At 62.0% G+C, this 26,491-nt stretch carries 20 protein-coding genes; 13 read left to right on the top strand and 7 right to left on the bottom strand.

Features of this window, described 5'->3' with window-relative positions; all coding sequences use genetic code 11:
• Positions 1 to 116 precede the first annotated feature (116 nt).
• The 3 genes from BCCGELA001_RS10945 to BCCGELA001_RS39260 form a co-directional block, all read right to left on the bottom strand.
• Entirely contained in the window at positions 117 to 5,567 is a 5,451-nt protein-coding gene (locus BCCGELA001_RS10945) for a DUF4082 domain-containing protein (RefSeq protein WP_236840852.1), read from the bottom strand.
• Positions 5,568 to 6,152: 585 nt separating this feature from the next.
• Positions 6,153 to 7,382 carry a GTP-binding protein gene (locus BCCGELA001_RS10940; protein WP_060735284.1) on the bottom strand — a complete coding sequence of 410 codons (1,230 nt, stop codon included), beginning with the start codon at positions 7,380 to 7,382 and terminating at the stop codon, positions 6,153 to 6,155.
• 232 nt (positions 7,383 to 7,614) lie between these two features.
• On the bottom strand, positions 7,615 to 7,740 hold the full coding sequence (locus tag BCCGELA001_RS39260; RefSeq protein WP_257721955.1) for a hypothetical protein: 126 nt from the start codon (positions 7,738 to 7,740) through the stop codon (positions 7,615 to 7,617).
• A 2,268-nt stretch (positions 7,741 to 10,008) separates the two neighbouring features.
• Here BCCGELA001_RS39260 and BCCGELA001_RS10935 point away from each other — a divergent pair.
• Entirely contained in the window at positions 10,009 to 10,746 is a 738-nt protein-coding gene (locus BCCGELA001_RS10935; RefSeq protein WP_060735283.1) for a class I SAM-dependent methyltransferase, read from the top strand.
• A gap of 397 nt (positions 10,747 to 11,143) precedes the next feature.
• Here the strand turns inward: BCCGELA001_RS10935 and BCCGELA001_RS35855 are convergent, their stop codons facing one another.
• The 4 genes from BCCGELA001_RS35855 to BCCGELA001_RS10915 form a co-directional block, all read right to left on the bottom strand.
• Positions 11,144 to 11,218, bottom strand: coding sequence for a hypothetical protein (locus tag BCCGELA001_RS35855; RefSeq protein WP_442855177.1), 75 nt, complete (start codon positions 11,216 to 11,218; stop codon positions 11,144 to 11,146).
• A 187-nt stretch (positions 11,219 to 11,405) separates the two neighbouring features.
• The gene (locus tag BCCGELA001_RS10925) at positions 11,406 to 12,215 is read right to left on the bottom strand and encodes an N-acyl homoserine lactonase family protein (protein WP_008557258.1); all 810 of its coding nucleotides are present in this window, start codon (positions 12,213 to 12,215) and stop codon (positions 11,406 to 11,408) included.
• 11 nt (positions 12,216 to 12,226) lie between these two features.
• Positions 12,227 to 12,616, bottom strand: a complete 390-nt coding sequence (locus BCCGELA001_RS10920; protein WP_008557256.1) for a carboxymuconolactone decarboxylase family protein — start codon at positions 12,614 to 12,616, stop codon at positions 12,227 to 12,229.
• A gap of 49 nt (positions 12,617 to 12,665) precedes the next feature.
• Complete coding sequence (locus tag BCCGELA001_RS10915; RefSeq protein ID WP_236840851.1) at positions 12,666 to 14,150, bottom strand: MmgE/PrpD family protein; 1,485 nt, start codon at positions 14,148 to 14,150, stop codon at positions 12,666 to 12,668.
• Positions 14,151 to 14,239: 89 nt separating this feature from the next.
• Between BCCGELA001_RS10915 and BCCGELA001_RS10910 the strand changes: the two genes are divergently transcribed.
• The 12 genes from BCCGELA001_RS10910 (at position 14,240) to BCCGELA001_RS10855 (ending at position 26,284) form a co-directional block, all read left to right on the top strand.
• Positions 14,240 to 15,133, top strand: coding sequence for an NAD(P)-dependent oxidoreductase (locus BCCGELA001_RS10910; RefSeq protein WP_060735281.1), 894 nt, complete (start codon positions 14,240 to 14,242; stop codon positions 15,131 to 15,133).
• A gap of 24 nt (positions 15,134 to 15,157) precedes the next feature.
• Positions 15,158 to 16,552: an MmgE/PrpD family protein gene (locus BCCGELA001_RS10905; protein ID WP_008557245.1), complete on the top strand. Its 1,395-nt coding sequence runs from the start codon at positions 15,158 to 15,160 to the stop codon at positions 16,550 to 16,552.
• A 79-nt stretch (positions 16,553 to 16,631) separates the two neighbouring features.
• Entirely contained in the window at positions 16,632 to 17,567 is a 936-nt protein-coding gene (locus tag BCCGELA001_RS10900) for a branched-chain amino acid ABC transporter permease (protein ID WP_008557243.1), read from the top strand.
• Position 17,568: 1 nt separating this feature from the next.
• The gene (locus tag BCCGELA001_RS10895; protein WP_060735280.1) at positions 17,569 to 19,341 is read left to right on the top strand and encodes a branched-chain amino acid ABC transporter ATP-binding protein/permease; all 1,773 of its coding nucleotides are present in this window, start codon (positions 17,569 to 17,571) and stop codon (positions 19,339 to 19,341) included.
• Positions 19,328 to 20,035, top strand: coding sequence for an ABC transporter ATP-binding protein (locus BCCGELA001_RS10890; protein WP_024341826.1), 708 nt, complete (start codon positions 19,328 to 19,330; stop codon positions 20,033 to 20,035). Before BCCGELA001_RS10895 ends, BCCGELA001_RS10890 begins: the two co-directional genes overlap by 14 nt.
• Before the next feature lie 32 nt (positions 20,036 to 20,067).
• Positions 20,068 to 21,300 carry an ABC transporter substrate-binding protein gene (locus tag BCCGELA001_RS10885; protein ID WP_008557231.1) on the top strand — a complete coding sequence of 411 codons (1,233 nt, stop codon included), beginning with the start codon at positions 20,068 to 20,070 and terminating at the stop codon, positions 21,298 to 21,300.
• 33 nt (positions 21,301 to 21,333) lie between these two features.
• Positions 21,334 to 22,560 carry an ABC transporter substrate-binding protein gene (locus BCCGELA001_RS10880; protein ID WP_060735279.1) on the top strand — a complete coding sequence of 409 codons (1,227 nt, stop codon included), beginning with the start codon at positions 21,334 to 21,336 and terminating at the stop codon, positions 22,558 to 22,560.
• A 52-nt stretch (positions 22,561 to 22,612) separates the two neighbouring features.
• The gene (locus tag BCCGELA001_RS10875) at positions 22,613 to 22,993 is read left to right on the top strand and encodes a carboxymuconolactone decarboxylase family protein (protein WP_008557226.1); all 381 of its coding nucleotides are present in this window, start codon (positions 22,613 to 22,615) and stop codon (positions 22,991 to 22,993) included.
• Positions 22,994 to 23,008: 15 nt separating this feature from the next.
• Complete coding sequence (locus BCCGELA001_RS10870; RefSeq protein WP_060735278.1) at positions 23,009 to 23,779, top strand: SDR family oxidoreductase; 771 nt, start codon at positions 23,009 to 23,011, stop codon at positions 23,777 to 23,779.
• A gap of 24 nt (positions 23,780 to 23,803) precedes the next feature.
• Complete coding sequence (locus BCCGELA001_RS10865; RefSeq protein WP_008557213.1) at positions 23,804 to 24,544, top strand: SDR family oxidoreductase; 741 nt, start codon at positions 23,804 to 23,806, stop codon at positions 24,542 to 24,544.
• Between the two features lie 24 nt (positions 24,545 to 24,568).
• Positions 24,569 to 25,285: a GntR family transcriptional regulator gene (locus tag BCCGELA001_RS10860; RefSeq protein ID WP_060735277.1), complete on the top strand. Its 717-nt coding sequence runs from the start codon at positions 24,569 to 24,571 to the stop codon at positions 25,283 to 25,285.
• Between the two features lie 24 nt (positions 25,286 to 25,309).
• Complete coding sequence (locus tag BCCGELA001_RS10855; protein ID WP_060735276.1) at positions 25,310 to 26,284, top strand: tripartite tricarboxylate transporter substrate-binding protein; 975 nt, start codon at positions 25,310 to 25,312, stop codon at positions 26,282 to 26,284.
• Positions 26,285 to 26,491: the final 207 nt, after the last annotated feature.

Below are 26,491 nucleotides of genomic sequence, written 5' to 3'. Positions count from 1 at the left end.
GCGCAAATCATGCGCAGTTCGTCCCGCGCGCATCGCGAAGAATAGCGTTTGAGGCATCACGCGGAGTATAGCTTCTTCGAAGTTGCCGATATGAGTCTTCTCTCAGCCGCTGCCCGCTACGCAGTCAGTTGCGGACGGAACAAAACATCCACGCCGTAACTCGTTGAGTTGTAGGTATTGGTCGGGAAAAGGCTGTTTGATCCATATGCATACACCCCATTGCCCCCACTCGAGGCCGAGGATGGCGCAGTCAGCGGTCCGTTCGTGACCGCCGAGCTAAACAGGTTGGGATCGGCGGAGTAATTTCCTGACGTGTGATAGGATGCAACATACGTCGTCCCTGGCGTGAGGGTTACGGCCGTGGGGAAGTTGACTTGCTGCCAGCCGCTCGCCGTCTCATTGGTGAAGGTGGTTGTGGCCAGCAGGGTGCCGGTGCTGCTCCACAGATTGGCGGTATGAGTGCCGGTGTTCGACGGCCCCTTGTAGAAGCGAAGCCCAGTGACATCGCCGGCGCTCGACGCGCGGAATTTGACCCCTAGCTCCACCGAGTTCGAATCATTGACCGACACCACGCTCGGCGTCGGATTGTTGCTGAACAGACTTACTATGCTCGCAGATGGCGCGTTGACGTTCAATGAGGCGGACGCGCTTGCCGTCCCACCTCGACCGTCAGAGATTGCATAAGTGAACGACGCCGGTCCTGTGTATCCAGAGTTCGGCGTGAAAGTGACGCTGCTGGTCTGCGCGTTGTAGCTCGCGGTGCCGCCGGCGCTGTTGCTCACGCCCGTGATGGTCAGGGCATCGCCGTCGGGATCGGTGTCGTTGGCCAACAAGGCCGAAGCTGGGATCGAGATCGGAGAGTTCTGAGTAGTGCTGAACCCGGAGTCATTCGCCGCGACCGGCTGCCGGTTGACACCGCTCGCGGGACTATAAATCACGTCCACCCAGTAGTTGGTAGCTCCGAAGGTGCTGGTTGGGAACAGATTGCCGGTGCCGTAGGTGTAGACGCCATTGTTGCCGGCGGGGGCTGTGAGCTGACCATTGACGCGCGGGTTAGTAAAGTAGTTGCCCGTCGAGGTGTAGTGCCCATTGCTGTGGTAGCTTGCCACATAAGTCGTGCCGGCGGCGATCGAAACCGGATTATTGAAGATGACCGTCTGCCACCCACTGCTGGTTTCGTTCGTGAATGTCGCGGTCGCCAGCAACGTGCCTGTGCTGCTCCACAATGACCCCGTATGGGTGCCGGTGTCGCCCGCACCCTTGTAGTACTTGATGCCGTTGATGGTGCCGGCCGCGGATGACGTGAAACGCACCCCGAGATTGACCTGAGCCGCGTCAGGATCCGAGAGAATGGCCGGCGTGTCGGAACTTGAAAACAGGCTCACAGTTGGCGTGGTGACTGTCAAACTTGCCGTTGCAGTTGCGGTGCCGCCGCGACCATCCGAAATGGCATAGCTGAAGGATGCGGCGCCGGTATAGCCGGTGGTCGGCGTGAAGGTGACACGGTTGGTCTGGGCATTGAAGCTGACGGTGCCGTTGACACCAGCGCTCACACCCGTGATCGTCAGCTGGTCGCCATTCGGATCGGTGTCGTTCGCAAGCAGGGCAGACGCGGCAATAGTGAGAGCCGTGTCCCGCGTAGTGCTGTAGCCGCTATCGTTGTTAGCTACCGGCGGCTGGTTAGTTGCCGTATTTACAGTCAGGCTGACCGTTGCAGTTGCGGTTCCGCCCTGTCCGTCGGCGATGGCATAGCTGAAGGAAGCCGCACCGGTATAGCCGCTGCTCGGCGTGAAGGTGACCGTATTGGTCTGGCTGTTAAAGCTGGCCGAGCCGTTGACGGCGCCGCTCACGCCCGTGATCGTCAGCGTCCCGCCGTTCGGATCGGTGTCGTTGGCGAGCAGCGCCGCCCCTGCAATCGCAAGTGCCGTGTTCTGGGTGGTGGTGTAGCCGCTGTCGTTGTTGGCAACCGGCGGCTGGTTGCTGCCGCTGGACGGCGCGAACACAACATCGACCCAGTAGTTCGAAGCGTTATAGGTGTTTGTCGGAAAGATGCCGGACGTGCTGGTGCCGCCATAGGAATATACGCCGTTGCCACCGGCCGTCGTGGTCGAAAGCGCGGTCAAGGGACCGTTGGTGACAGCCGTAGTGAAGTAGTTGCCGGTTGCCACATAGGCGCCGGTGGTGTGATAGGAAGCAACATAGGTCGTGTTGGCAGCGATAGAAACTGGGGACGGCAGAGTAACGGTCTGCCAGCCGCTGGCCGACGTATTGGTGAAGGTGGCCGTAGCAAGGCGGGTGCCCGTTGACGTCCAAAGATCAAGAACGTCAGCGCCAGTGTCGCTGGCGCTGCGGTAGAATTTGAGAGCTGTAATCTGGCCGGCGACCGAGGACGTGAACTTCATCCCGACTTCAAGTTGCGATCCGTCGTTGAGGTTGGTCTGCGCTGGTGTATTTGACGCGCTGAAGAGGCTGAAGGGGCCCGCTCCGAGTGGTGCCACCGTGAGGCTGACATTGGCCGTAGCCGTGCCGCCACGCCCGTCTGAGATCGTGTAGCTGAAGCTGGCCGGTCCGGTATAGCCGGCGTTGGGCGTGAACGTGATGGTGTTGTTCTGCGGATTTGGCTGGGCATTGAGGGCGACCGTGCCGTTCGTCGCTGCGCTCACGCCGGTTACGGTCAGCAGATCTCCATCGGGATCACTGTCGTTAGCGATCAGCGACGCGGCCGTGATCGTCGCGGGCGCATTCTGTGTCACGGTTGCGGTATCGTTCGCAGCTACCGGCCCCGTATTGGTGGTGGAAGGGTTGAACATGACGTCAACCCAGAAATTGGTCGATTGGAACGTGCTGGTCGGGAATGCCCTGGTGCTGCTGTAGGTATAGACGCCATTACCATTGGCGAGGGCGGTCAGCGGACCACTTGTCACATTGCTCGTGAAGTAGTTCACGCTGGAGGAGTAGTGGCCCACATTCGTATGATAGGACGCGACATAGGTGGCGCCTACCGTTAGCGGAACCGGATTGGAGAAGGTCACACTTTGCCAACCGCCGACCGTTTCATTGGTGAAGGTGGCGGTTGCCAGCAAGGTGCCGGTGCTGGTCCAGAGCTCACCGGTGTGGACGCCTGTATCCTGGCTGCTCTTGTAGAAGCGAATTCCGCTTACGGTGCCGGGGGTCGACGTTTGGAACCTTACGCCGAGCTCGACGGCGCTTGCATCGGTGGTGTTGACTGTGGCGGGAGTTGCCGAGCCCGGAAAGAGCGAGACGTAGGACGGCCCGGTGACAGTCACCGTACGACCTGCCGAAGGCGCTTCCAGATTGATGCTGTCGTCTACCGCGCGTGATTTGATGGTGTAAGTCCCGGCAGCCTGCGGCGACCAGGTATAAGTCCACGTCTCGTCACCGATCGCGTTCTGCCAACTCAGTCCGCCATCGGTCGAAACTTCTACGCCGGCGATCACGCCGCCGCCGACATCCGCTGCCGTGCCTGAAATCGTGACTGTAGTCCCGACGCTGAAATTTGCCAGCGCGTTGATGGCGGACGTCGGGGCGGTCGAATCCGTCGAGGCGGTACCCGCGATCATCCCCGGCTGTAGCGTTCCTGGTTGAATCCCCATCTCGGCGAGCAGGTTGATCATCGCCTGTTGCACGCGCGGGTCGGTTGGCGTCGGCGCCAGATCGTGATTGTCACTCAGGCCCCACGACCAATAGACCGTTCCGGCGCCGAAGACCAATGCGCCGCTCGGAGCGCGGTAAAGCGTCAGGTTATGGGTCGAGACGCCGGGTCCGGTCGTGTTGCCGTAGTCAAGCAGATAGGTATTGACTGGAACGGTTGTCGAGGAGAGCCGGACCAGGCCGGCTGGATCGAATCCGTTGTCGGGCGCCTCGTCCCATTCATAGCCGAGATAATTCTTAGTCAGCGTGGCTGTTTGCCCGGGCTGAAGATTGGCAACGCTGGTGTTGCGCCAGAATCGCAGGTTGGCGTCATCATAGGGAATTGTGATCGACTCGAGGCCGCCGCCTTGGCCAACATCATCGACCTGGAACATCTGCCCGATCAGGGCATTTTCCGGGATTCCCCCGCCGACCGCCGGCGGGCTGAGGCGCGGATCACGGAACGTCCCGGTCCACTGATCGCTCGGATCAATCGAGGCTCCTGGTGACCAGGTCTCCTTATAGGAGATCAATGTGCGGTAGGCCGTGGCGTCGCTGCTGATGCTGTTGCCCCAGCGCGTCCGCCAATACATCTCATTGCCGCTCCAGAATGCGAGATTGACGCCGGCATCGCGGGCCGCCTGGACATTGGCGCGTTGCTGTCCTGACCAATATTCGTCGTGACCGACATCAAGGTAGAGCTGATGGTTGAGGAGGAGACTGCCGTAACGGTCTACATCAACTCCCGACATGTAGGAGACGTCGTAGCCATTCTGCTCCAGCCAATAGATCGCTGAATATTCGGCGCCGAACAAATAGTCCTGTGGACCGGCATAGGTCCCCACGTTACCGCGGGTGGCGATCGGCCGGTTGTAGCTCACAGCATAGGCGCGTCCCGCGCCTTGACCAGTCGCGGGACCGTTGCCGCCATAGAAATTGGCGCCGCCCCAGCCATTATAGGCTTGCCAGGTCGTGTCCGCCGTCTGGAAGACCACATCGCTGGTGCTGCTGTCGTCCCGAACGATGAAGGGGATATGATTGGCGCCGGCAGTTCCATCCTGGCGCACAAGCTTTGCGATATAAACGCCCGACACGGCATCGGCCGGAATATCCCAGGAGGCTGAGACGGACCAATTGCCGGCATCGACCAGACCGGTTGCCGCGTCGCGTAGCGGCGTAGGCTGATTTTGCACGCCCATGTGCTGGATGGTGGCGACCTTTCGCGCTCCCATGCCGCCATAGTAACCGAGGCGGTAGATGTCGATTCGGTAGTTTGACGAATTCGTGTTGATCTTGAAGTCGACCCGGTTGCCCCTATTGATGCTGATGTCGGTGGCAAAGCCCTCGATGTTCGAACTGCCCGCGCCAACGATATCCCATTCGCTTTGCGGGTTTCCCGCCTTCTGGTTCTCGAGAACAATTGGATTTGTAGAAGTCGCTGCGGCGGCGAGTAAGTTGGTCGACTCTGTCGCGGCGGCCTGCCGGCCGACTGGGGGCGCAACTGCGGTCGTCACCGAGCCGGACAGAATTCCGATTTGACCCAATGGTGTCCCGGTTCCGATCTCCCCTCCGCCTGGCAAGACGTTCCAGTTGGTAAGCGGCGCAACGTGCTGCAATGACATGTCGGCACTGCTGGAGGCTCCAATGATCCCAGCCTGCCCGGTCAGCACGAAATCCGCTCCGCCGGACACCTGAGTACCCTGCAACTGCCCGCTGTGGGCTGCACTTTGATCGAGCAATCGTGTCGGGGCGATGAAGTAGCCGCAACCACAAACCTGCGCGGCCGCCGGAATTGTCGACGATCCGACGATACTCGGCGCCAAGGCTGCCGAGGGGATCCGGCCAAGGATGACGACGGGGTTCGAAGTCGTTTGGTCGGCTGCCGCAGAGGTTGGCGTTCGCAATCCTGCGGTCACGCCTGCACATTCTGCATTCGAAGCCATGCTGGAGGAAGACAGCGCAGCGGTATCCGAGGCGCGTAGGACCGTTTCCAGCGGATTTCGCGCGGGGTGCGAGGACAGTCTCTCGTCCTCGACTCCTGGATCAGACGCCCAGATAGTTCTCCGGTGCGGAATCCGTGGCCAAGTCCGCAATCCGAGGGCTAACTGACTCAAGCCGGGCTTTTCGTACAAGGACCTCATGACATCCTCGCGGAAGATGGGGGAAATATGAACGCCGGATTCTGACGCCGGTCACCTAGCCGACTGCGTGCATGCGGAAGCGACATCTCCAATGCTCGCGAACGAGCAAATTTTTGACTGACAGGCGAGGCTCTGAACCAGGAGGCGAGCGCGAAGCCGCACTGCTCGATCTGCCTTTCGGCGGCCGTTGCACCATTGCTCGTAGCGGCTGCTATGGCCATGATTGCCAAACAATCCAATCGGGTGGAATTAAAAGAATATCTTAACCTATTAAATATTTAATATCAAGATTTTTCGTAATCACATGATCGCCATCGCGGAGCATCGATGCCATTTAAATGCAGGACGCCTGCTCGCCGCTCAGCTTACGTGATCAGGATACTGCCAAGGCGGAAAGGGATCGCTGAGATTGCGCCAGCTCTGGGGATCGAACCCATTCTCCGAATCGGCAAGGCAGGCATCCAGCGAGGCTCGAATGTACGCTTCGTCCATGCCTGAACCGATGAACACAAGCTCCTGGCGGCGATCACCCCATGTGCTGTCCCATTGGTCATCGAGCTGTTGTTGGACCTCGGGATGGCTTGGCCACGTCGACTTCGGGACCGTTGCCCACCAATATCCCATGGGCTCGCATCGGCGTTGCATCCCCGCGACGGAGAGGACACCCACCCAATCCGGACGGGTCGCAAGCCAGAAATGTCCTTTGGCGCGTATCACGCCCGGCCAAGGCTTATTGAGAAAGGACAACAGTCCGAGGGGATCGAACGGACGTCTTTCCGAGTAGACGAAACTTGATATGCCGTACTCCTCGGTTTCCGGAACATGGGAAGCGGGATTGTGCAACTCCTTGTTCCAGAGAGGATGAGTCGCAGCCTTCGCTTCATCGAAGAGGCCGGTGTTGAGGATTGTGCACAGAGGAACGTCACCGAAGTCGGCCTCGATTTGGCGCGCCCGTGGATTGAGCGCGGCAACGACCTTGCGAACCTCCGCACGCGTCGTCTCCGTGGCTTCTGACACCTTGTTGATCACCACCACGTCAGCAAATTCAATCTGCTCGACCAGAAGATCAACGAGCGTACGTCCATCGGAGGCATCGCGTAACTCGCCGTGGTCTCGTAGCAGATCGCGGCTGTTGTAGTTGGCGAGCAGGTTCAAGGCGTCCACGACGGTAACCATTGTGTCGAGCTTCGCAAGATCGGAGAGCGAGACACCGGCTTCGTCGCGAAAGGAGAAAGTTGCCGCGACAGGAAGAGGTTCAGCAATCCCGGTACCTTCGATCAGAAGGTAGTCGAAGCGTCGCTCTTCGGCCAATCGCCTGACCTCCAGCAGGAGATCGCCGCGCAGCGTGCAGCATATGCAACCATTGCTAAGTTGCACGAGCGCTTCGGTCGTATGCGACAGATTCGCGCCACCGTTACGAACCAGATCCGCGTCTATATTCAACTGACTCATGTCATTGACGATGACGGCAACTCGGAGACCTTCGCGATTCCTCAGCACGTGGTTGAGCAATGTCGTCTTCCCCGCACCCAAAAAACCACTGAGCACGGTGACTGGTAGCTGATTGGCGGCGCGTGCGGCCTCTTTCATGAGCCTCCCGGCTGGCTATGACTTGCGGACTGAACGACGTTGATGAAGGCAGGTACTGGTGCAGAAGCTCACATCGCAACTTTTGGACGTCTTTGGCTACGCCCACCCTGACCTGCCCCTCCCTCGCGAATATACAGCTGCGTTGCGCCCCATGTGCATGCGACGACGCCCCGCTCAATAGGGCGTGAACCAGCCGCATGGGGCAAAAACACACCGCCTCAACGATCTTCACTCACGGTCCTCTGCCCCACATCAGCGAGACGTAGAGGTGAACCGCGAACAAGAAAATAGCCGCGTACCCCACAAAGAACAGCATTTGAGGCACCGCGCGGAGAATAGCTTCTTTGATATTGCCCATAAGAGCCTCCAGGGACTACCGGTTTCCTGCCATCAGCTTGGAGGTCATACACTCTTGCCTTCGAGGCCGCTTTGCAGATCGCTATGCTCCTTAAGGAGTTCGCGAAGACGTTCTGCATTGCCAAGTTGTGTTTCCTGCCACTCAATTCGATCCTCTGCAGTCCACAAATAGGACTCGCGATCGAACCGAGCTTTCTCCTCTCTCTCGATTCTTAAGTATACTTCGATTTCACGTTCAACACTGTTCAATCGCGCCTGTAGATCGCCTCCCCGGCTCAGTGAGCACGCCTCGTTATTATCGGAAGCCCGTTTAAATCTGCTCGCCGAAGAAAGAGCTCGGGTGCATTCATTCTCCCGCCTTGTAAATGGCAAGGTCGGGGTGTGTTCGAAATACAGCCTGTTGAGTGTGGCAATGTGTTTGCCCCTCAATGAGTGCACCATCATGAAACGCACCTTCTCAACGAAGCGAAATAATCCAAAGTTTAAGCCATTCGAAAATATGGAATATATATCTTAAGCTATAGCCACCGGCTCGTTGCCGCGCCTCGGGCGCAGCACCGCAGCACGCTGGTGCCTCGGAGGTGGATTCCCTTGGACCCAGATTGCCAACCTATCAGCCAACGACCGTTCACGGCGAAGCCCACCAACCCTCCGGAAAGATCTCTAGCGGCTCCTGAGTTGCATTCTCCTGCGCTGGCGCATCAAGGGGCGATTCGGATTGTATTTCGAAACCTTGGACTTTGAAGACAAGTCCACCTGATGGCCGCCAGGTGACCGGCCCTTTTTGCAGAACGCACACAGCATGATGTCGATCTTTGCTCATGTTGCCCTATGGGTAATCGTTACTCTGTTGAGCAAAACATGGTCTTTCCTGGCACGTGACGGGGTATGCCACCGGCTGCCTTGAACCACTTCAACGGCAACCCGAGGAGATAGCCTCGCCTCTTCAACTCATCTTCGGTTCTATTCAATGCCTGGGCGATGGAACTCGACGATGCTCGAGAATTTACCAACCTTCGAAAAAGCTCATCTTCCCGGCTCGTCCAGCGATTAGCGGTCGTATTCATCTCGGGTCCTCATCACCTCCGGCACTCGGGATGCCTCCCCCGGCAGCGACACGATTATAACTATATTTCTGGAGATTTAAAATATTTAATTTCTTATAATTAACTTGCTAGAGGCATTGATCGATCGCCCGCAAACGCCGCTGTGCGTTAGATGATCATTTGCGAGCTCCTGCTCGGCATGCGCCGGTCGAGAACAGTCCCCTCGATGAGGCTAGCGGAGCGGCCCGGCCTTCTCTCCGTCTAGCCTTCAGCCGGGGCCGTCTCTAACGGGTGAGCACGTCGGGAGCATGTTGGCAGACTGAGCCGCGGCGGGGCTCCGCCGCGGGGCGCCCCCCTGCTTCATGTGCCTTAGTTGACCCGCAACTATCACAGATTGACCTGCATCTTCGCTACAACTCGGATCATTTCGCGTCATTGATGGGCTAGGCAATCGAACTACGCACGGAAGCCAACTGCGAGATTCTGCCCTCCCTTGCTGCCCTGGTCCAACCAGAAATACTTAGATTACATTGATTACGCAGCACACTAGATCGTTTGCAGCGTCCGCATGTATTGTCCCCTTGGCCAGAGATTCCGAACGGGCGCGGAGGTGGTATTGATGGCGAATGGCTATTTGCCACACCGATGCTCGGCGAAGCAGCCGAGCATGGACGTCCGAAGCCTCCCCCTTCGGATCTCACAATCGGCAAGCCGCCGATCACGCCCAATGCGGCAGACTTGCGCTTTGCATTCGTAAGCCGACGTTTATGAGTGCACGCTCTAGTTTGTAAGGCTCACAATCGTCCGAGACGGACTTCGGATCATGGCGCTGAGCTGAGCACAACGAGCGTCATTGTTATGTCTGCTGCCTGAGGGAAGACGGACGTCGCCCGACTGAAGGCTGCCCCCCGCTTTTGACCCCGAAGCGGACGCCAGCGGAATAGCAGGTATCTCCCTCCGTCCAGAGACAGCTAGGGCTAATGCTGATGTCCGACTTTAAGTCGCCCGGATACCGACTTCACGCGCTGTGCGTTGACCACCATTCGCGCGATGGTCCAAACTCTCAGAGAACGCTCGCTACTTGACGGTGTGGCATCGGTTCAAGGCTTGATCTACCTCAACAAGTCGTGGTCTCGCGCGCGGACAGCATCAGGCCGACTTTGACTGACGCGATTTTGTTCGAGTAGCAAGAGCGTGACTGTATCCATGTTGGAGATGTGGGAATGCTTGCAACTCTCAAGTACCAATTATGGCGACGCTTGCGCTCCGCATACTACGCTTTCGATCTATCCCGGATGCCTCTGGGCGACGCGCTTGGGCGCGCGGTCAGCGAGTGGGAGACTGCGCATGGGTTCGGCGACAGCCCGAAGGCGAAGTCCGTATGGGACGCGGAGTATCGCGGCGAGCGCTGGGCCTACATGGGTCAGGCGTCCGAACGCGCTCGGTACTGGACACTCATCGGTTACATGGACGCCTTTAGGCGCGGCGGTGAGTATCTAGACGTCGGCTGCGGCGACGGAGTGCTATTTGAGCTATTCAAGCCGCTTGATTATCAGCGTTATGTCGGAATTGACATATCCGATGTAGCGATCGAGAAGCTTTTCCACTACAACAACGATCGCACGAATTTCTTTCGGGCTGACGCGGACGTGCATGAGCCCGCCGACCGGTTCGATGTCATCGTCTTCAATGAATCTCTTTACTATTTGCGCGACCCTGTGCGCTCGCTTCATCGTTACGCCCGATCGCTCAAGCCGGGCGGCTGCATCATCGTATCGACCTACACGGCATCGCGGCGATCGTTAGCATTATTGCGAGAGGCGAAGCGAGCTTTCAAGGTGGTCGATGAGACCAGGACGGTTCAAAGGCGTCCGACTGGGGCGCGGGTTCTCCCTGGTTGGCAGCGATCTCAGGACCCTTCCTGGCTTTGTACAGTATTGAAGCAATCAGACGCGGCGTAAACTCTCGCAAGCTTCGCGCGGCCGCACGATCCGTCGGCCGCTGCCTCCCCCGAGCCTGCCCGGTGCACTTACTGACTGAACGCCGCAAAGCGGAGAGTGGCACAGTCAGAGTACTTGTTCTTGACTAACGAATGCCGCCTTTTGGCCCTGAGCTGAACAACTCGAGAGCCATTGCCATGTCTGCTGTCGGAGGAGGCCGGACGTAGTCCGACTGATGCGTTGACGACTGCTTTGGACCCATAGCTGAACAATGCCACGGTCATTATAATGTCGGCTATCAGCGAAAATGCGGAACATCCCTTGCGCGCTCGCGGCGTGTAACGGACGACACTTCGGCGCCATGATAGACGAAGCATCGGCCAGATCGGTGCCCGGCTTCGGCGCGAGGCAGAAGAAGCTACATTCCGCCCGAGACCACGATCGTCTCCCCAGTGATCCAGCGAGCCTCGTCCGAGGTCAGAAACAACGCCACTGGAGCGATCTCGTCCGGACGACCATGCTCTTTGAAGCCGGTGCGAACGTCGCCTTTCTCTTCGCCGAAATCCTTGACGACGAGACGTCCGTCGCGTCCTCGCGGTCAACGAAACGATGGTTTCCCGGAGCAGCGCTGGTGAAAATCGAAAATCGCTTCCTTAAATCTGACTTTACGGCGCGGCGCCCTACGTAGGAGCAGCACCAGACGGTGCGACATCGAGGCGAACAGCGACGCCCTTCAGCTCCGGTCCCGCGGCGGGATAAAGCTTCATGACCAGAGGATCATGACCTGGGACGATGTGGTCCGCATCCGGTGCCGCAGCGCGCAGCTTGTCGAACCCCACCAGCATGTCGCCGACATGAAACGCCGTCGTAAAGGGACGCTCGCTGGTCAGGTTTTCGTAGAAATGACTGACGTCGGAAGCGAGCACGACCGGACCGCGGCGCGTGTTGACCCGGACGAATTGAAGCCCGGCCGAATGTCCGCCGGCCGCATGGACCGTCAGCCCGGGAGCGATCGCGGCATCGCCATCGTAGAACAGCACCCGGCGCGCATAGTTCAGCCGCACGATGCCGCAGACGTCCTCCACCTCGAACGAATGCGACAGACGCGGATATTGCATGTACCGCCCGGTGGCATAGGCGAGTTCGCGCTCCTGGAGATGAAACCGCGCGTTCGGAAACCGGTCGAAATTGCCGGCATGGTCGTAGTGCAGATGCGTGAGAATCACATCCCCGACGTCGGCAGGGCCGATGTCGAACGCGGCCAGCGTCTCCACCGGACAGCGCAGGAATGTCCGCCTGCGCTGCTCCGCAATTTCGGCGTTGAACCCGGTATCGATGACGAAGGTGCGCCCACCTCCCCGCGCCAGCCACATGAAATAGTCCATCGGCATCGGCCCGTCATGCGGATCGCCGCCGATGAAGTGCTCGCTCCGCTGCGCGTCCCGCGTTGCGTAGCGGATGGCGAAGAGCTCGTACTCCGGGTCAGCCATGGCACTCTCGCTCAGGAGCCGGCAGCGTCGACCTCGTTAAAGGCCTCACGCGCATTGCGGAAGGCATCGATGCCGGCGGGCACGCCGCAATAGACGGCGACCTGGAGCAGGATCTCCTTGATCTCCTCCTTGGTCAGGCCATTTTTCAGCGCACCCTTGACGTGAAGCTTCAGCTCGTGCGGCCGGTTCAGCGCACCGAGCATCGCCAGATTGACGATCGAGCGCGTGCGCCGGTCGACGCCGGGCCGGGTCCACAGCGCGCCCCAGCAGAACTCCGTGGACCACTCCGCCATCGTGCGCGTGAACTCGTCCGCACCGGCGATCGACTTGTTGACGTAGTCCTCACCGAGCACCTCTTTGCGCACCTTGAGGCCTTTTTCGAACAGTTCGGTCTTGCTCATGATCGTCCCTTTCAGGTCTTGAGAGATTCGAGTTGGCGATTGTCCAGCGCTATCGCGGCGGTCGCAGCGATTCCAGGAGCTCGGCGATGTCATCCACCGTGTCGAGCCGCCGGACCGCGTTGATGACGCGGTCCGCACTCCAGTCGCTTTGTCCGGTCCGCACGCCCTCGCGCAGCTTGGCTTCCAGATCGCGGTCTGCGAGCGGGGCGGCCAGGCTGCCGCGCGGCGAGACGACAGTCTCGGTGATGACTTCACCGGACGACAGCCGCACGGCGACCCGCGCGGCGCCATCGGGCATCTGGTCATCGCGCTCCGCCCTAACCTTCTGCCGCAGCTGCGCGATATCGGGCCGGACCACCGTCTCGCTGGCAAATTCAGCGACCCCGGCCCTGCCGAGCAGCAAGCCAGATGCCACACAATGATGGATACTGACGCGCGCATCGCGCGCGTTGTTGACCGGACGATCGCCGCGGGCAAGCAGCAGCGCCGAGCCTTCGACGGTCACGGCGTCAATCTGGTCGAGCCTCCGGCCGATCTGCTCCCGCAGTTTCAGACAGGCATCGATGACCGAATGGAAGACGATGCCGGCAGGATAAGGCTTGTACGTATTCTTGGCGATCTCCCAGATCTTGCCGAGGCCATCCAGCAGGCGAGCAACATCCGGCTCATCACCCATGGTACGGGCCCAGCCGAGCGGACCTTCAATGGCGCGCGGGGCCGCCTCATAACCCTGCTTCGCCAGCAATGCAGCGAACAATCCGTTGCGCGCTGCGTTGCCCACGCTGACATTCTTGGCGGCGCTCGGCAGGTTCTCGACATTGCCCGCAGACTGGCTTGCGGCGAGGCCGATGGCGTTGGCAATCCCCTCCGCGGGCAGGCCAAGTAGTTTTGCACAAGCCGCCGCGGCACCAAAAATGCCGCAGGTCGAGGTGATGTGCCAGCCGCGCGCATAGTGGCGCGGCGAGACGGCATTGCCGATCCGGCACTCGATGTCCACTCCGAGGATGAACGCTGTCAGCACCTCGCGGCCCGACAGCCTGCGCGTCTCCGCAAGCGCCAGCACGGGCGCTGCGACCGGTGCCGCCGGATGGATGATCGTCTCGGGATGCGTATCGTCGAAATCGAGCAGATTGGCCGAGACGGCGTTCAGGAACGATGCGCACATCGCGTCCATTTGCTGTGAATGACCGATGACCGTTGCAGTCGCCGCGCCGCTGAACGGCGACAAGGTTCGCATCGCAGCCATCACTACCGGATCGCGCGCCGAGCCGAGGGCCGTTGCGAAGAAGTTGAGGATCGAGCGCCGCGCCTCAAGGCTCTGCGCTTCCACGTCCCTCCATGACGCGGACGCGACGAAATCGGCGAGGATCTTGCTCACGCTTGGAATTTGGTGTTGCGGCACGCGGGTCGCTTCCTCGTTTTCTCGGACCTTATGCCGATCCGCGGCAAACTGTCGACCCCAAATGTTATGCTTGACAGCTTGTCTGACAATCATAACAATCCGGCCGCTGGCGCGGGATCCCCGGCGCCGCAACGACGGCGGTCGTCCAGGCCGTCCGGCCAAGGCAACGACAAGATCAAGACGGCGCGCCCATCAGGGGACCGCGCGACAGGGAGTGAACGATGGCGGGAGAAACGCTCGGCGTGATCGGAACGGGCCGCATGGGCGGCCCCATGGCGGGGCGATTGATGGACGCGGGCTATTCGCTCGTCATCTACGACACGCAAAGCGACGCAACTCAGCCGCTGGTCAAGCGCGGCGCTCTCCTCGGCCAGTCGCCGGCGGACGTCGCCTCCCGCGCCGACATCGTGCTCGCAAGCCTGCCGACGCCTGATATCGTCAAGGCGGTGACGCTCGGCCAGGATGGCATCAGCAGCGGCAACCGCGCGAAGATCGTGGTCGACCTCTCGACCTCGGGTCCTGGCGCGGCCAAGTTCGTCGCGGAAGGTTTGAAAGCCAAAGGCATGACGCTGGTCGATGCGCCCGTCAGCGGCGGCATCAAGGGCGCAGTCAACGGCACCCTTGCCGTGATGGTGTCATGCCCGCAGCCGACCTACGAGACCGTGCAGCCGATCCTAAAGAACTTCGGCAAGCTGTTCTATACCGGCGACAAGCCCGGTGTGGCGCAGACGGCCAAGCTCGCCAACAACCTGATGGCGGCGGCGGCGCTGGTGATCACGTCGGAAGCCGTCGCCATGGGCGTCAAGGGCGGCGTCAACGCCAAGGTGTTGATCGACATCATCAATGCCAGCAGCGGCCGCAACAGCGCTTCCGAAGACAAATTTCCCCGCTCGGTGCTGCCCGGCACGTTCGATTTCGGCTTCACCACCGGCCTTTCCTACAAGGACGTCCGTCTCTGCGTAGACGAGGCCGAGGCTATGGGCGTGCCAATGGTCTGCGGCGCTGTCGTGCGGCAGATGCTGGCGATCACCAACGCCAAATACGGCGCGTCATCCGATTTCACCTCGATCGCCAAGGTGCTCGAGGAGTGGGCCGGGGTCGAGATGCGCGGCTGAGCGCTAGAGGGAGAACAACTTGCGATGACGAACGGCTTGACCGGATCCGGCAAGGTATCGCTCGCGCGCCTGATGGCGCGTAGCGCACTTGCTGTTGACCTCGGTGATTTCGAGCCCCAAGTCGTTGCTAAGGCCAAGCTCTGTCTGCTGGACTTCCTCTCCTGCGCCTTCGAGGCAGGTCAGCATCCCTGGAGCCGCCAGGCGGTTCGAATCGCCCACGACGGCGGCTGCGCAACCATCATCGGGACCTCGCAACTCTCCTCGCCGGCCGACGCGGCGTTCGCCAATGCCGTAATGGGCCACGGTCTCGTGCGGGAAGACATGCACGCCGCCAGTATCGCGCACCACGGCGTCGTGATCTGGCCGACATTGCTCGCGCTGTCCGAACAGGCGCCGCTGCACGGCGCGAAGCTGCTCGCAGCCGCCATCATCGGCTATGAAACCGGCGCGCGGATCGGCCGCGCGTTGCTGACTTCCGGTCTCGCTCGCCTCTATCGTCCGACCGGACTCGTGGCCCCGTTGGGCGCGGCGCTCGCCGGAAGCTTTGCGCTCGGCCTGTCCGAGGACGCAGCGACCAGCGCCGTCGCGATCGCTGCCAACACGTCCAGCGGGCTGAACGAGTGGCCGCATGCCGGCGGCTCCGACATGTATTTCCATCCGGGCTTTGCCGCCAGCAACGCGATCAAGGCGATCGGGCTGGCCGCAGCCGGCGCCTTTGGCTCCGAAACCATCCTCGAAGGCGAGGCCGGTCTGTTTGCCGCCTATCGCCGCCAGGCTGCGCCCGACAGCATCGCGATCTTCCCTGGCGGCGAGTGCGAGATCATGGCGGTCTACAACAAGCCGGTCCCGGCCTGCAATTTCGCGCAGACCGCCGCCCAGGCCGCGCTCCGCGTCTCACACGAGCTCGCCGGCACCGATGAGATCGACCGCGTCGTCATTCGCGCTCCCGATGCTGCGGTTCGCTATCCCGGCTGCGATTCCATGGGGCCCTACCGCAATGCGCTCCAGGCCAAGATGAGCATTCCCTTCAGCGTCGCGGCGACGCTGGCGCGGGGTGAGATTGAGGAAGAGAACTACGCCGAGCTCGGCAATGCCGACATCATCCGCCTGGTTTCGGTCACGGACCTCGAGGTCGATGCCGGCTACACCGCCGCCTTCCCCGCCAAGCAGGGTGCGGAGGTGACCGTCCATCTGCGCGACGGCCGCACGGTTCGGCACGCTTTGCCCGACGTCATTGCCGCAACGCCTTCAGATATTCGCGCGCGCTTCTGCGCTGCCGCCAGCCGCATTCTCGGCGATGACCGCGCGCACCGGCTCGAGCAACTCATCGAGAGCAGCGAACGGCTCGGCAATGCCGGCGACATCGCAGCGCAATGCCGCCTGGATACGGCGGAACGGGTTTTACGATCGGCATCATAAGAAGTGCCGGAGAGTACGGGGGAAACATGGTCGATTTCGAGACCCGCTTAGGTTCGTCAGCCGCGCGGAGGCGAAGCTGATGGAAGGATTTCTGCAAGCGCTCGCCGCGGGCCTTCTGATCGGCGCCGTCTACGGCCTGATGTGTGTCGGGCTCGGCCTGATCTTCGGCGTCATGCGCGTCATCAACTTCGCCCATGGCGATTTCATGATGCTCGGCATGTACACCGCCTTCTATCTATTCACCGCCGCCGGCGTTCAATCGTTCTTTGGCAATGCCGTCGGACCGTTCGTCGCTATCCTGCTGGCCGGCCCCGTGCTCGCTGTATTCGGCTACTTCGTCCACCGGGCACTGATCTCGCACGTCTCCGGGACGCGCACCGCCTCGCTGGAAGGCGAAGGCCACTACGCGCAGCTCATCCTCACGCTCGGTATCGCGCTGATCCTCCAGAACGGCGGCCTCCTCGTGTTCGGCTCGGTGCTCGCCTCGATCCGCACACCGCTGTCGAGCTCGGCCTGGGAGCTCGGTCCCTTCTTCGACATGAGCATCTTCCTCAACAAGGCGCGCAGCATCGACATGATCGTTTCGCTGATCATGATGATCCTGCTCTCGCTGCTGATCACGCGGACGCGGATCGGAAAGTCGCTCCGGGCGGCTGCCGACAATCCGACCGCCGCGACCTATATGGGTATCGACGTCGACCGGGCGCACCGCACTGCCTTCGCGCTCGGCTGCGGCATCACGGCGATCGCCGGCGGCCTGCTTGCCACCAACTATCCGTTCCACCCGTTCGTCGGCCTCGAATACGTCATCGTCATGTATGCGGGGGTCGTGCTCGGCGGCATGGGCAGCATCATCGGCGCGTTCTGGGGCGGCATGACCATCGGCCTCGTGCAGCAGATGTCGACGCTGATCCTGCCGACCCAGTTGCAGAACGCCGCAATCTTCGCCGTCTTCCTCCTCATCATCTTCTTCCGTCCGCAAGGCTTCTTCGGGCGGATGGTGGAGAGGACGTGACATGCTCCGGATGCGCTCCTTTCTGCCTCCCCTGCTCTTCACCCTCGCCTACGCTGCGCTCTCGCTCGGCGTCACCAACTCCTATTACCAGCTGATCCTGACGCTGGTGCCGGTGTGGGCGGTGTTCGGCCTGTCCTGGAACCTGCTCAGCGGCTACACCGGATTGATCTCCTTCGGCCACGCCGCGTTCTTCGGTATCGGCGCCTATGCGACCGCGCTCGGCCAGATCTACTTCGACATCTCCCCCTGGCTGCTGATCCCTGTCGCCGCGGTGCTCGGCGGCATCGCCGGGCTGTTGATCGGGTTTCCGACCTTCCGCCTCCAGGGCCATTACTTCGCCCTGGCGATGCTCGCCTACCCGCTCGCCATCCTCTACGTGTTCGAGTGGCTCGGCTTCCAGGAGGTGACGCTTCCGATCAAGCGCAATGCGCCGATCGCCTACATGCAGTTCTCCGACCCGCACATCTACACGCTGCTGGGGCTCGCGATCATGCTGGCGACCATCGTGCTGACGCAAGTGATCGAGCGTTCCCGCTTCGGCATGGCGCTGCTCGCGATCAAGCAGAACGAGGCCGCGGCCGAGGCGGCCGGCATCAACACGCTCGCGTGGAAGCTGCGCGCGATCACGCTGAGCGGCGCCATCGCCGCAGCGATCGGCGGTTTCTACGCCCAGGTGCTGCTGGTCGTGACGCCGCAATCGGTGTTCGGCATGCTGGTGTCGGCCCAGGCACTGACCGTCGCCATGTTCGGCGGCGTCGGCACAGTCTGGGGCCCGGTGATCGGCTCGGTGATCCTGATTCCGCTCGCCGAGGTCCTGCATGCCGAGGCCGGCGACCGCTTCCCCGGCATCCAGGGCGTCATCTTCGGCTTCGCCATCGTTTGCGTCATCCTGCTGGCGCCGGAGGGCCTGTTCTGGAAGCTGCGCGATCTGTTGCGCAAGCGGATGGCGCCGAAGTCGGCTGCGGCTGACGTCCCCGAAACAGCGATCGCCAACGTCACCGCGCTGAAGCCCGCTTCGCGGCAGCGTGCGGCCACCGGCGAGGTCATGCTCGAGGTCAAGAACCTCTCGCGTTCGTTCGGCGGTCTCAAGGCGGTGCAGAATGTCAGCTTCAAGCTGCACCAGAACGAGATCCTCGGCATCATTGGGCCCAATGGCGCCGGCAAGACGACGCTGTTTAATCTCCTCAACGGCTTCCTGAAGCCGAGCGAGGGCGAAGTCTTGATCGGCGGTCGCAACATGTCCGGTCAACGGCCGCACGTGATCTGCGAGGCCGGCATTGGCCGCACCTTCCAGGTGATGCGGCCGTTCCTGCGCATGTCGATCCTCGACAATGTCGTGGTCGGCGCCTATGTGCGGGCGCGGTCCGACGAGGAGGCACGCAAGCTCGCTGCCGACGCGGTCGCCCGCGTCGGTCTCTCTGCGGTTGCCGACCGCGTGGCCGGCGAGCTTTCGACGAAGGAGCTGCGGCTGATGGAGCTGGCCCGCGCGATTGCCGGCCAGCCGCGCATCCTGCTGCTCGACGAGACGCTCGCGGGCCTCGGCCACGGCGAGGCCGACGAGGTCGTCGCAGTAATCCAGCAGCTCGCGCGCGACGGCACGACCATCGCGATCATCGAGCACACGATGCAGGCGATGGTCCGCCTGGTCGACAGGTTTGTCGTGCTCGACCACGGCGCCGTCATCACGGAAGGCCTGCCGGAAGTGGTAACGCGCGACAATCGCGTGATCGAGGCCTATCTCGGCAAGAAATGGGTGGGCCATGCTGCGAATTGAGGGATTGAGCGCGGGCTATTCCGCCAAACCCGTCCTGAACGACATCTCAATCAATGTCGGCGCCGGCGAGTTTGTCGCGATCGTCGGGCCAAACGGCGCCGGCAAGACCACGCTTTTCAAGACGATCTCCGGCATCGTCAAGCCGAGCGGCGGGGCCATCACCTTCGACGGCGTCGATCTGCTCGCCGTGCCGCCGCCGCAGCGCCCCCATCTCGGCATCGCCCACGTTCCCGAGGGCCGACAGGTCTTCCCGTCTCTCACCGTGATGGAGAACCTGGAAATGGGCGCGATGACCGAGAGCGGCCGGCGCGACTGGCAGAGCAACATCGAGCGTATCTTCGAGTGGCTGCCGGTGCTGAAGGAACGCCGCAACCAGTTCGCGGGCACGATGTCCGGTGGCCAGCAGCAGATGCTCGCGATCGGCCGCGGCCTCGCCTCCTCGCCGAAGCTGTTGATGCTCGACGAGCCCTCGATGGGCCTGGCGCCTTCGACCGCCGACTTCATCTTCGAGCGCCTGATCGAGATCCGCCGTCAATCCGGCCTGACCATGCTGCTGGTTGAGCAGCGCGTCGCCGAAGCGCTGGAATCGGCGGATCATGGCTACGTCCTCGAAGCCGGGCGCGTCGTGCTCGAGGGCAACAACGACACGCTGCGCGCCGACGATCGCGTGCGCAAGGCCTATCTTGGCATGTGACGACAAGAACAAATGACTAGGGAGAGAAAACAATGAAAAAGACATCGAAGGGACTCACGCGCCGAACCGTGCTGTCCGGCGCTGCCGCCGTGGGGCTTGCCGGCGTTGCACGCGCGCAGACACCGGCCGAGATCAAGGTCGGGCTGATCGTGCCGCTGTCGGGCATCTATACCCGCCCCGGTCAGGTGATGAAGATGGGCGCCGAGATGGGCATCGAGCACATCAATGCGCAGGGCGGCATCAAGGCGCTCGGCGGCGCCAAGCTGAAACTGGTCGTGATCGACTGCGGCGACACCACCGAGAAGGCCAAGAACGCGGCGCAGCGCATGGTGGCGCAGGAGCCAGACCTGGTCGCCGCGACCGGCTCCTACCTGTCGTCCTTCACGCTTGCGGTCACCGAGGTGACCGAGCGTGCCGAGCTGCCGGTGCTGACGCTGTCCTATTCGGACCTTCTGACCGATCGCGGCTTCAAATACATCTTCCAGACCGCCGCGACCGCAAGCCGCCAGTCCGAGCTCGGCCTGCCGACTCTGATGAAGCTCGCCGAGAACGCCTCCGGCAAAAAGCCGAAGACCGTCGCGATGCTGATGGACAACACCGCGACTTCGGTTGCCACCGCGAAGGCGCTGAAGGAAAGACTGTTCGCGCAGGAAGGCCTCCAGCTCGCCGTGGAGGAGGTCTGGACCCCGCCGCTGTCGGATGCGACGCCGCTGATCCAGAAGGTTCGCTCGGCTAAGCCAGATCTGCTGTTGTTCATGCCGAACGCGGTGTCGGACGCCAAGCTCGGGCTGGAGAAGATCAGCGAGTTCGGCCTCGGCCAGGGCAAGATCCCGACCGTGTCCTTCAGCATCACTATCGCCGAGCCGGACATGCTCCAGAGCGTCAGCCCGGAGACCGTGCAGGGCATCATGACCATCGTCGCCAATTGGGGCTCGAAGGGCCACGAGGCGCTGATCGCCGAGCTCAAGGCCAAATACAAGGAGCCTTGGATGACGCAGAACGTCATCTCGACCTACGGCGACATGTGGCTGATGAAGGAAGCCCTGGAAAAGGCCGGCAAGGCCGACCGCAATGCGGTCGCGCAGGCCTTCCGCACCATGGATGCCGGCCCGTCGAAATATTATCCGGGCGGCCAGCTCAAGTTCGACGAGAAGGGCCGCAGGATCGGCGCCGGCGTCGTCATCGTGCAATGGCAATCGGGCGTGCCGGTCACCGTCTATCCGCCCGAACTCGCGCAGGCACAGCCGTTCTGGCCGAAGAAATAGCATCGCGCAATTTTTCAGGGAGGAGGATTTGTCATGAGTAAATTCACGCTAAGTCGACGAACGCTGCTTGCCGGCGCGTCCAGCACGCTGATCGCATCTCGCGCCTGGGCCCAGCAACCTGCGGAAGTGAGGGTCGGCCTCCTAGTGCCGATCTCCGGCATGTACGCCCGCCCGGGTACGGTGATGCGTCACGGCGCCGAGATGGCGGTCGAACACATCAACGCGCAAGGTGGCATCAAGGCGCTTGGCGGCGCCAAGCTGAAGCTCGTGGTGCTCGATTCCGGCGACTCCACCGAGAAGGCCAAGAACGCGGCCCAGCGCATGGTCGCGCAGGAGAGCGATCTGGTCGCTGCCAGCGGCGCCTATCTGTCGTCGTTCACGCTCGCGGTGACCGAGGTCACCGAGCGCGCCAACCTGCCCGTCCTCACCCTCTCCTACTCTGACCTGATCACCGATCGCGGCTTCAAATACGTGTTCCAGACCTCGGCGACGGCAGGCTCGCAGGCCCGTCAGGCCTTGCCGCAGATTATCAAGCTGGCGGAAACGGCGTCGGGCAAACGGCCGAAGACGGTCGCGATCCTCACCGACAACACGGCCGCGTCGATCGCCTCGGCGAAATCGATGCGCGAGGGCCTGCTGGCCGAGAACCAGCTGCAGCTGATCGTCGACGAGACATTCACGCCCCCGCTGGCGGATGCGACATCGCTGGTGCAGAAGATTCGCTCGGCGAAACCCGATCTGCTCTTCTTCCTGCCGACTGTTATCTCCGATGCCAAGCTCCTGCTCGAGAAGATGAACGAGTTCGGTCTCGGCCAAGGCAAGATTCCGACGATCTCATTCGGCATCGCCATCGCCGAGCCGGACATGCTGCAGACCGTGAGCCCCGAACTGCTCCAGGGGGTCCTGACCTGCGTTGCGAGCTGGGGCGCCAAGGGCCACGAGGCGCTGATCGCGGAATTGAAGACGCGCTACAAGGAGCCGTGGATGACGCAGAACGCGATCTCCACCTATGGCGACATGTGGGTGATCAAGGACGCGCTGGAGAAGGCCGGCAAGGCCGACCGGGTCGCCGTCGGCGAAGCCCTGCGCACGATGGATGCAGGCCCTTCGAAGTATTACCCGCTCGGCGAGATCAAATTCGACGAGAAGGGCCGCCGCGTCGGCGCCGGGATGACCATCGTGCAGTGGCAATCCGGCGTACCGGTGACGGTGTTCCCGCCCGAGCTCGCGCTGGCAAAGCCGTTCTGGCCCAAGAGCTAAGGTGAGAGCTGAGCTGAGAGCTGAACCGCCCCAAAGAGAAACGGAGAACAGAATGGACAAGGCGACCTACGACCGCGGTCTCGAAATCCGCAAAAGCGTGCTCGGCAACGAGTTCGTCGACAAGGCGATCGCATCCGCGGACGACTTCAACCGGCCCATGCAGGATCTCACCACGGAGTATTGCTGGGGCTACGTCTGGGGGCGCGAAGGCCTAACGCGGAAGACTCGCAGCTTCCTCAATCTTGCGATGCTCTGCGCGCTCAACCGACCGCACGAGCTGAAGACCCACGTCCGCGGCGCGCTCGCCAACGGCGCAACCCGCGAGGAGATCCGCGAGGTCTTCATGCAGGTCGCGATCTATTGCGGTGTGCCGGCCGGCGTGGACGCGTTCCGGAACGCGAAGGAAGTCTTCGCCGAGCTCGATAAGAAGTGACGGAGCGCGGCTGCGATGAAGGACAAATGGGCGCTCGTGACCGGTGCGACGGCAGGCCTTGGCCTCGCCGTGGCCGAGGGCTTGGCCGGCACGGGGGCGAATATTGTCCTTCATGATCTCGTTGCGCCGAAGCAGGCCGCGGACGATCTCCGCACCCGCTTCGGCGTCGAGGTCATCCCCGCCGCGGCCGACCTGGCCCGGCGCGACGCCATCGAGACCATGATGGCCGACCTGCTCGACCGCTGCGGCGCCATCGATATTCTCGTCAACAACGCGGTTGTCAGGCATTTCTCGGCCATCGAACAGTTTCCACCCGATCGCTGGGATCAGGCGCTCGCCGTGAACTTGTCAGCGCCGTTCCACCTGATCCGCCTTGCCTTGCCTGCCATGAAGCAGCGTGGCTGGGGCCGGATCATCAACATGGGCTCGATCTATTCGAGCCGCGCGGTCGAGGACCGCATCGATTACGTCACCACCAAGACGGCGATTCTCGGCTTGACCCGCGCGGTGGCCATCGAAACCGCCCGCAGCGGCATCACCTGCAACACTCTGTGCCCCGGCACGCTGCCGACGCCGGCAATCCTGAACAAGATCGCGACGATGGCAACGAACAGCGGTCGCGAGGTCGACGACGTCACCCGCGAGTATCTCGGCGAGCGCCAGCCGACGCAGCGCTTCGTCGGAATGGACGCCGTCGCGGCCATGGTCGTCTTTCTCTGTGGTCCCGCCGCGAACGATATCACCGGAGCCAGCCTGCCGATCGACGGCGGCTGGTCGGTCGCATGACAACAATTGGAGTGGAGTGCTGCGATGACTGAACAATCGGGCCAGACCGTCGTCCTGACCGGCGCTGCCGGCGGCATGGGGCGGGCCATCACCAAGGCGCTGCTGGACAGCGGCCGCCGCGTCGTGCTGGTCGATCGCGACGCCGAGGCGCTGCAGGAGCTCGCCGCCCCGTGCGGCAACAAGGTGTTTCCGATCCAGCTGGACGTCAGCGATCCCAAGGCCGTGGATGGTCTGCCGGATGCCATTCCCGGTCATTTCAAACCGGTCGATGTCCTCATCAACAATGCCGGACACGACATCGGCGGCCGGACGCGCTTCGACGCCGGGTCTGCCGACGATTGGTCCAACATCATCCAGACCAACCTGATCGGGCTGATGCGCATCACGCGCGCTATTCTGCCGGATATGGTCCAGCGCAACGCCGGCCATATCGTCAACATCAGCTCGATCAACGCCGTCCGGATCGTGCCTGATATGGCGGCCTACAGCACCAGCAAGGCCGGCGTGCACATGTTCACCGAGACCCTCAGGGGTGAGCTTGCCGAAACCGCGATTCGGGTCACCGAGCTTCAGCCCGGCCTCACCCGGACCAACATCATTCTGACCCGCTACCGCGGCGACAAGCAGAAGGAAAAGGACTATTTCGACCAGTTCAGAATGGCGCTCGAGCCGGCCGATATTGCCCGCTCGATCGTGTTCGCCCTGGACCAGCCCGCCCATGTTCAAATTGCCGAAATGATGATTCTGCCTGTAAACCGGTACTAACTTTTCCCGAACCAGGGTCTGGACATGGAAAGACGTAGCGATTTGCAGTCGACACTCCGCATCGAGGACGTCCCGACCGTCCGGGCGATGGTGGCGCAAAAGCTGCGCGAGGCGATCATGTCCGGGACGCTGAAGCCGGGCCAGCGTCTGGTCGAACGTGAGCTCTGCGAGATGATGGGCGTCAGCCGGCCCTCGATCCGGGAAGCGCTGCGCGCGCTGGAGGCCGACGGGCTGGTCAATACCGTCCCCCATCGCGGCCCCGTGGTTTCCACGATCAGCCTCGAGGAGGCCCGGCAGCTCTATGCGGCACGCGCGGTGCTCGAAGGCTTCGCCGGCCGCGAATGCGCGAGGCTTCACGATCCGGACGTGGCTCGCCGGATCGGGGAGGCCCTGACGCGACTGAAGGCGGCCGCGGCCAAGCAGGACCTCGTCGGCTGCCTCGAAGCCAAGACCGAGTTTTACGCCGCGCTCATCGGCGGCTGCCGCAACGCCTTCATCGAACGCGCGCTGAAGCCGCTGCACGACCGCATCCAGCTGCTGCGGATCACCTCGATGTCGCAACCGAAGCGGATCAACAAGAGCTTGCGCGAGGTCACCGCCATCTGGCGCGCAATCCAGAGCGGCGATGCGGACCTCGCCGAGCGCTGCTGCGTGGACCATATCAATGCGGCTGCGGTGGCCGCGCTCGACATGATCGAAAAATCGTCGGCGGCCAAGGAGGCGGCGCCGTCCGACGACTAGAAAAATGCCGCCAGGGAGTGTTCGATGCCGTATCTCGTACGATCGCTGATCCTGCTTGTCTTGCTAACTCCCTGCGGGGCGGCTATCGCGGACGACTACCCCTCCCGTCCGGTCACTTTGATCGTGCCCTTCTCTGCCGGCGGCCCCGGCGACGTGATCGCACGGATCCTCGGCAGCGCCATGAGCGCCACGCTGAAACAGTCCATCGTGATCGAGAATGTGGTCGGCGCCGGCGGCACGCTCGGCACCAACCGCGTCGCCAAGGCGGCCCCTGATGGCTACACGCTTCTGCTGATGCATGTCGGCCAGGCCACGGCCCCTGCCCTCTACGCCAAGCTGCCGTTTGATCCCCTCGGTGACTTCGCTCCGATCGGACTCGTCACCGACGTGCCGATGATCCTGGTAGCGCGGCCGAACTTTCCGGCCAAGGATCTCAGCGATCTGGTTACGACCGTTCGCAATGCCGGTGACAAGATCACCTTCGGCAATGTCGGTCTCGGCTCGGCCTCACAGCTCTGCGGCCTGATGTTCATGAGCACCACCGACACCAAGCTGACGCCGATCTATTACAAGGGCGGCGGACCTGCGTTGAACGACGTGATCGCCGGCCACATCGACGTCTATTGCGATCCCGCCACTGGCCCGACCCCTTACATTCAATCGAACACGATCAAGGGCTACGCGATCACCAGCAAGAAGCGGGTTGCGACTCTCCCGGACGTGCCGACCTCCGCCGAGGCCGGCGTTCCGGCATTCGACGTGACGACCTGGTACGGTCTCTACGCGCCGCGCGGCACACCAAAGCCCGTGGTCGGCCAACTCGTCAGCGCGTTGCAGACGGCGCTGAAGGATCCCGCGCTGGTCAGCCGCTTTGCCGAACTCAGCATGTCGCCGGTCGAACCCGAGCGCGCGACGCCGGAGGCACTCCAAGCCTTTCTGGAGGCGGAGACTGCCAAATGGGGAAAGATCATCAAGGCGGCGGGAATTTCGCCGCAATGAGCCGGGTGAGCGTGTCGGCGCTATCAATCACACAGTAGCTCGAGAAGCCGCTGAGCGGTCGACTGACCATAAAGTTCATCGATCCACGCAGAATGACCGCTTCCGACAGGATCGACAATCATTCCAGGGGTAGTCACGCGGCGCCCCACAATGAGGGGCGATTCTCTTCCTTCACACCACCGCGACGTACGCCTTGATTTCGCCGGC

This window comes from Bradyrhizobium sp. CCGE-LA001, from assembly GCF_000296215.2.
Lineage (GTDB): Bacteria > Pseudomonadota > Alphaproteobacteria > Rhizobiales > Xanthobacteraceae > Bradyrhizobium.
This window is presented reverse-complemented; position numbering and strand designations above follow the sequence as displayed.

Excerpts from the sequence above, each read along its gene's own strand:
- BCCGELA001_RS10920 (WP_008557256.1), bottom strand. The coding sequence starts at position 12,616 with ATGAGCAAGACCGAACTGTTCGAAAAAGGCCTCAAGGTGCGCAAAGAG.
- BCCGELA001_RS10905 (WP_008557245.1), top strand. The coding sequence starts at position 15,158 with ATGACGAACGGCTTGACCGGATCCGGCAAGGTATCGCTCGCGCGCCTG.
- BCCGELA001_RS10900 (WP_008557243.1), top strand. The coding sequence starts at position 16,632 with ATGGAAGGATTTCTGCAAGCGCTCGCCGCGGGCCTTCTGATCGGCGCC.
- BCCGELA001_RS10870 (WP_060735278.1), top strand. The coding sequence starts at position 23,009 with ATGAAGGACAAATGGGCGCTCGTGACCGGTGCGACGGCAGGCCTTGGC.
- BCCGELA001_RS10940 (WP_060735284.1), bottom strand. The coding sequence starts at position 7,382 with ATGAAAGAGGCCGCACGCGCCGCCAATCAGCTACCAGTCACCGTGCTC.
- BCCGELA001_RS10875 (WP_008557226.1), top strand. The coding sequence starts at position 22,613 with ATGGACAAGGCGACCTACGACCGCGGTCTCGAAATCCGCAAAAGCGTG.
- BCCGELA001_RS10935 (WP_060735283.1), top strand. The coding sequence starts at position 10,009 with ATGCTTGCAACTCTCAAGTACCAATTATGGCGACGCTTGCGCTCCGCA.
- BCCGELA001_RS10860 (WP_060735277.1), top strand. The coding sequence starts at position 24,569 with ATGGAAAGACGTAGCGATTTGCAGTCGACACTCCGCATCGAGGACGTC.
- BCCGELA001_RS10855 (WP_060735276.1), top strand. The coding sequence starts at position 25,310 with ATGCCGTATCTCGTACGATCGCTGATCCTGCTTGTCTTGCTAACTCCC.
- BCCGELA001_RS39260 (WP_257721955.1), bottom strand. The coding sequence starts at position 7,740 with ATGGGCAATATCAAAGAAGCTATTCTCCGCGCGGTGCCTCAAATGCTG.
- BCCGELA001_RS10895 (WP_060735280.1), top strand. The coding sequence starts at position 17,569 with ATGCTCCGGATGCGCTCCTTTCTGCCTCCCCTGCTCTTCACCCTCGCC.
- BCCGELA001_RS10865 (WP_008557213.1), top strand. The coding sequence starts at position 23,804 with ATGACTGAACAATCGGGCCAGACCGTCGTCCTGACCGGCGCTGCCGGC.
- BCCGELA001_RS10885 (WP_008557231.1), top strand. The coding sequence starts at position 20,068 with ATGAAAAAGACATCGAAGGGACTCACGCGCCGAACCGTGCTGTCCGGC.
- BCCGELA001_RS10880 (WP_060735279.1), top strand. The coding sequence starts at position 21,334 with ATGAGTAAATTCACGCTAAGTCGACGAACGCTGCTTGCCGGCGCGTCC.
- BCCGELA001_RS10890 (WP_024341826.1), top strand. The coding sequence starts at position 19,328 with ATGCTGCGAATTGAGGGATTGAGCGCGGGCTATTCCGCCAAACCCGTC.
- BCCGELA001_RS10925 (WP_008557258.1), bottom strand. The coding sequence starts at position 12,215 with ATGGCTGACCCGGAGTACGAGCTCTTCGCCATCCGCTACGCAACGCGG.
- BCCGELA001_RS10910 (WP_060735281.1), top strand. The coding sequence starts at position 14,240 with ATGGCGGGAGAAACGCTCGGCGTGATCGGAACGGGCCGCATGGGCGGC.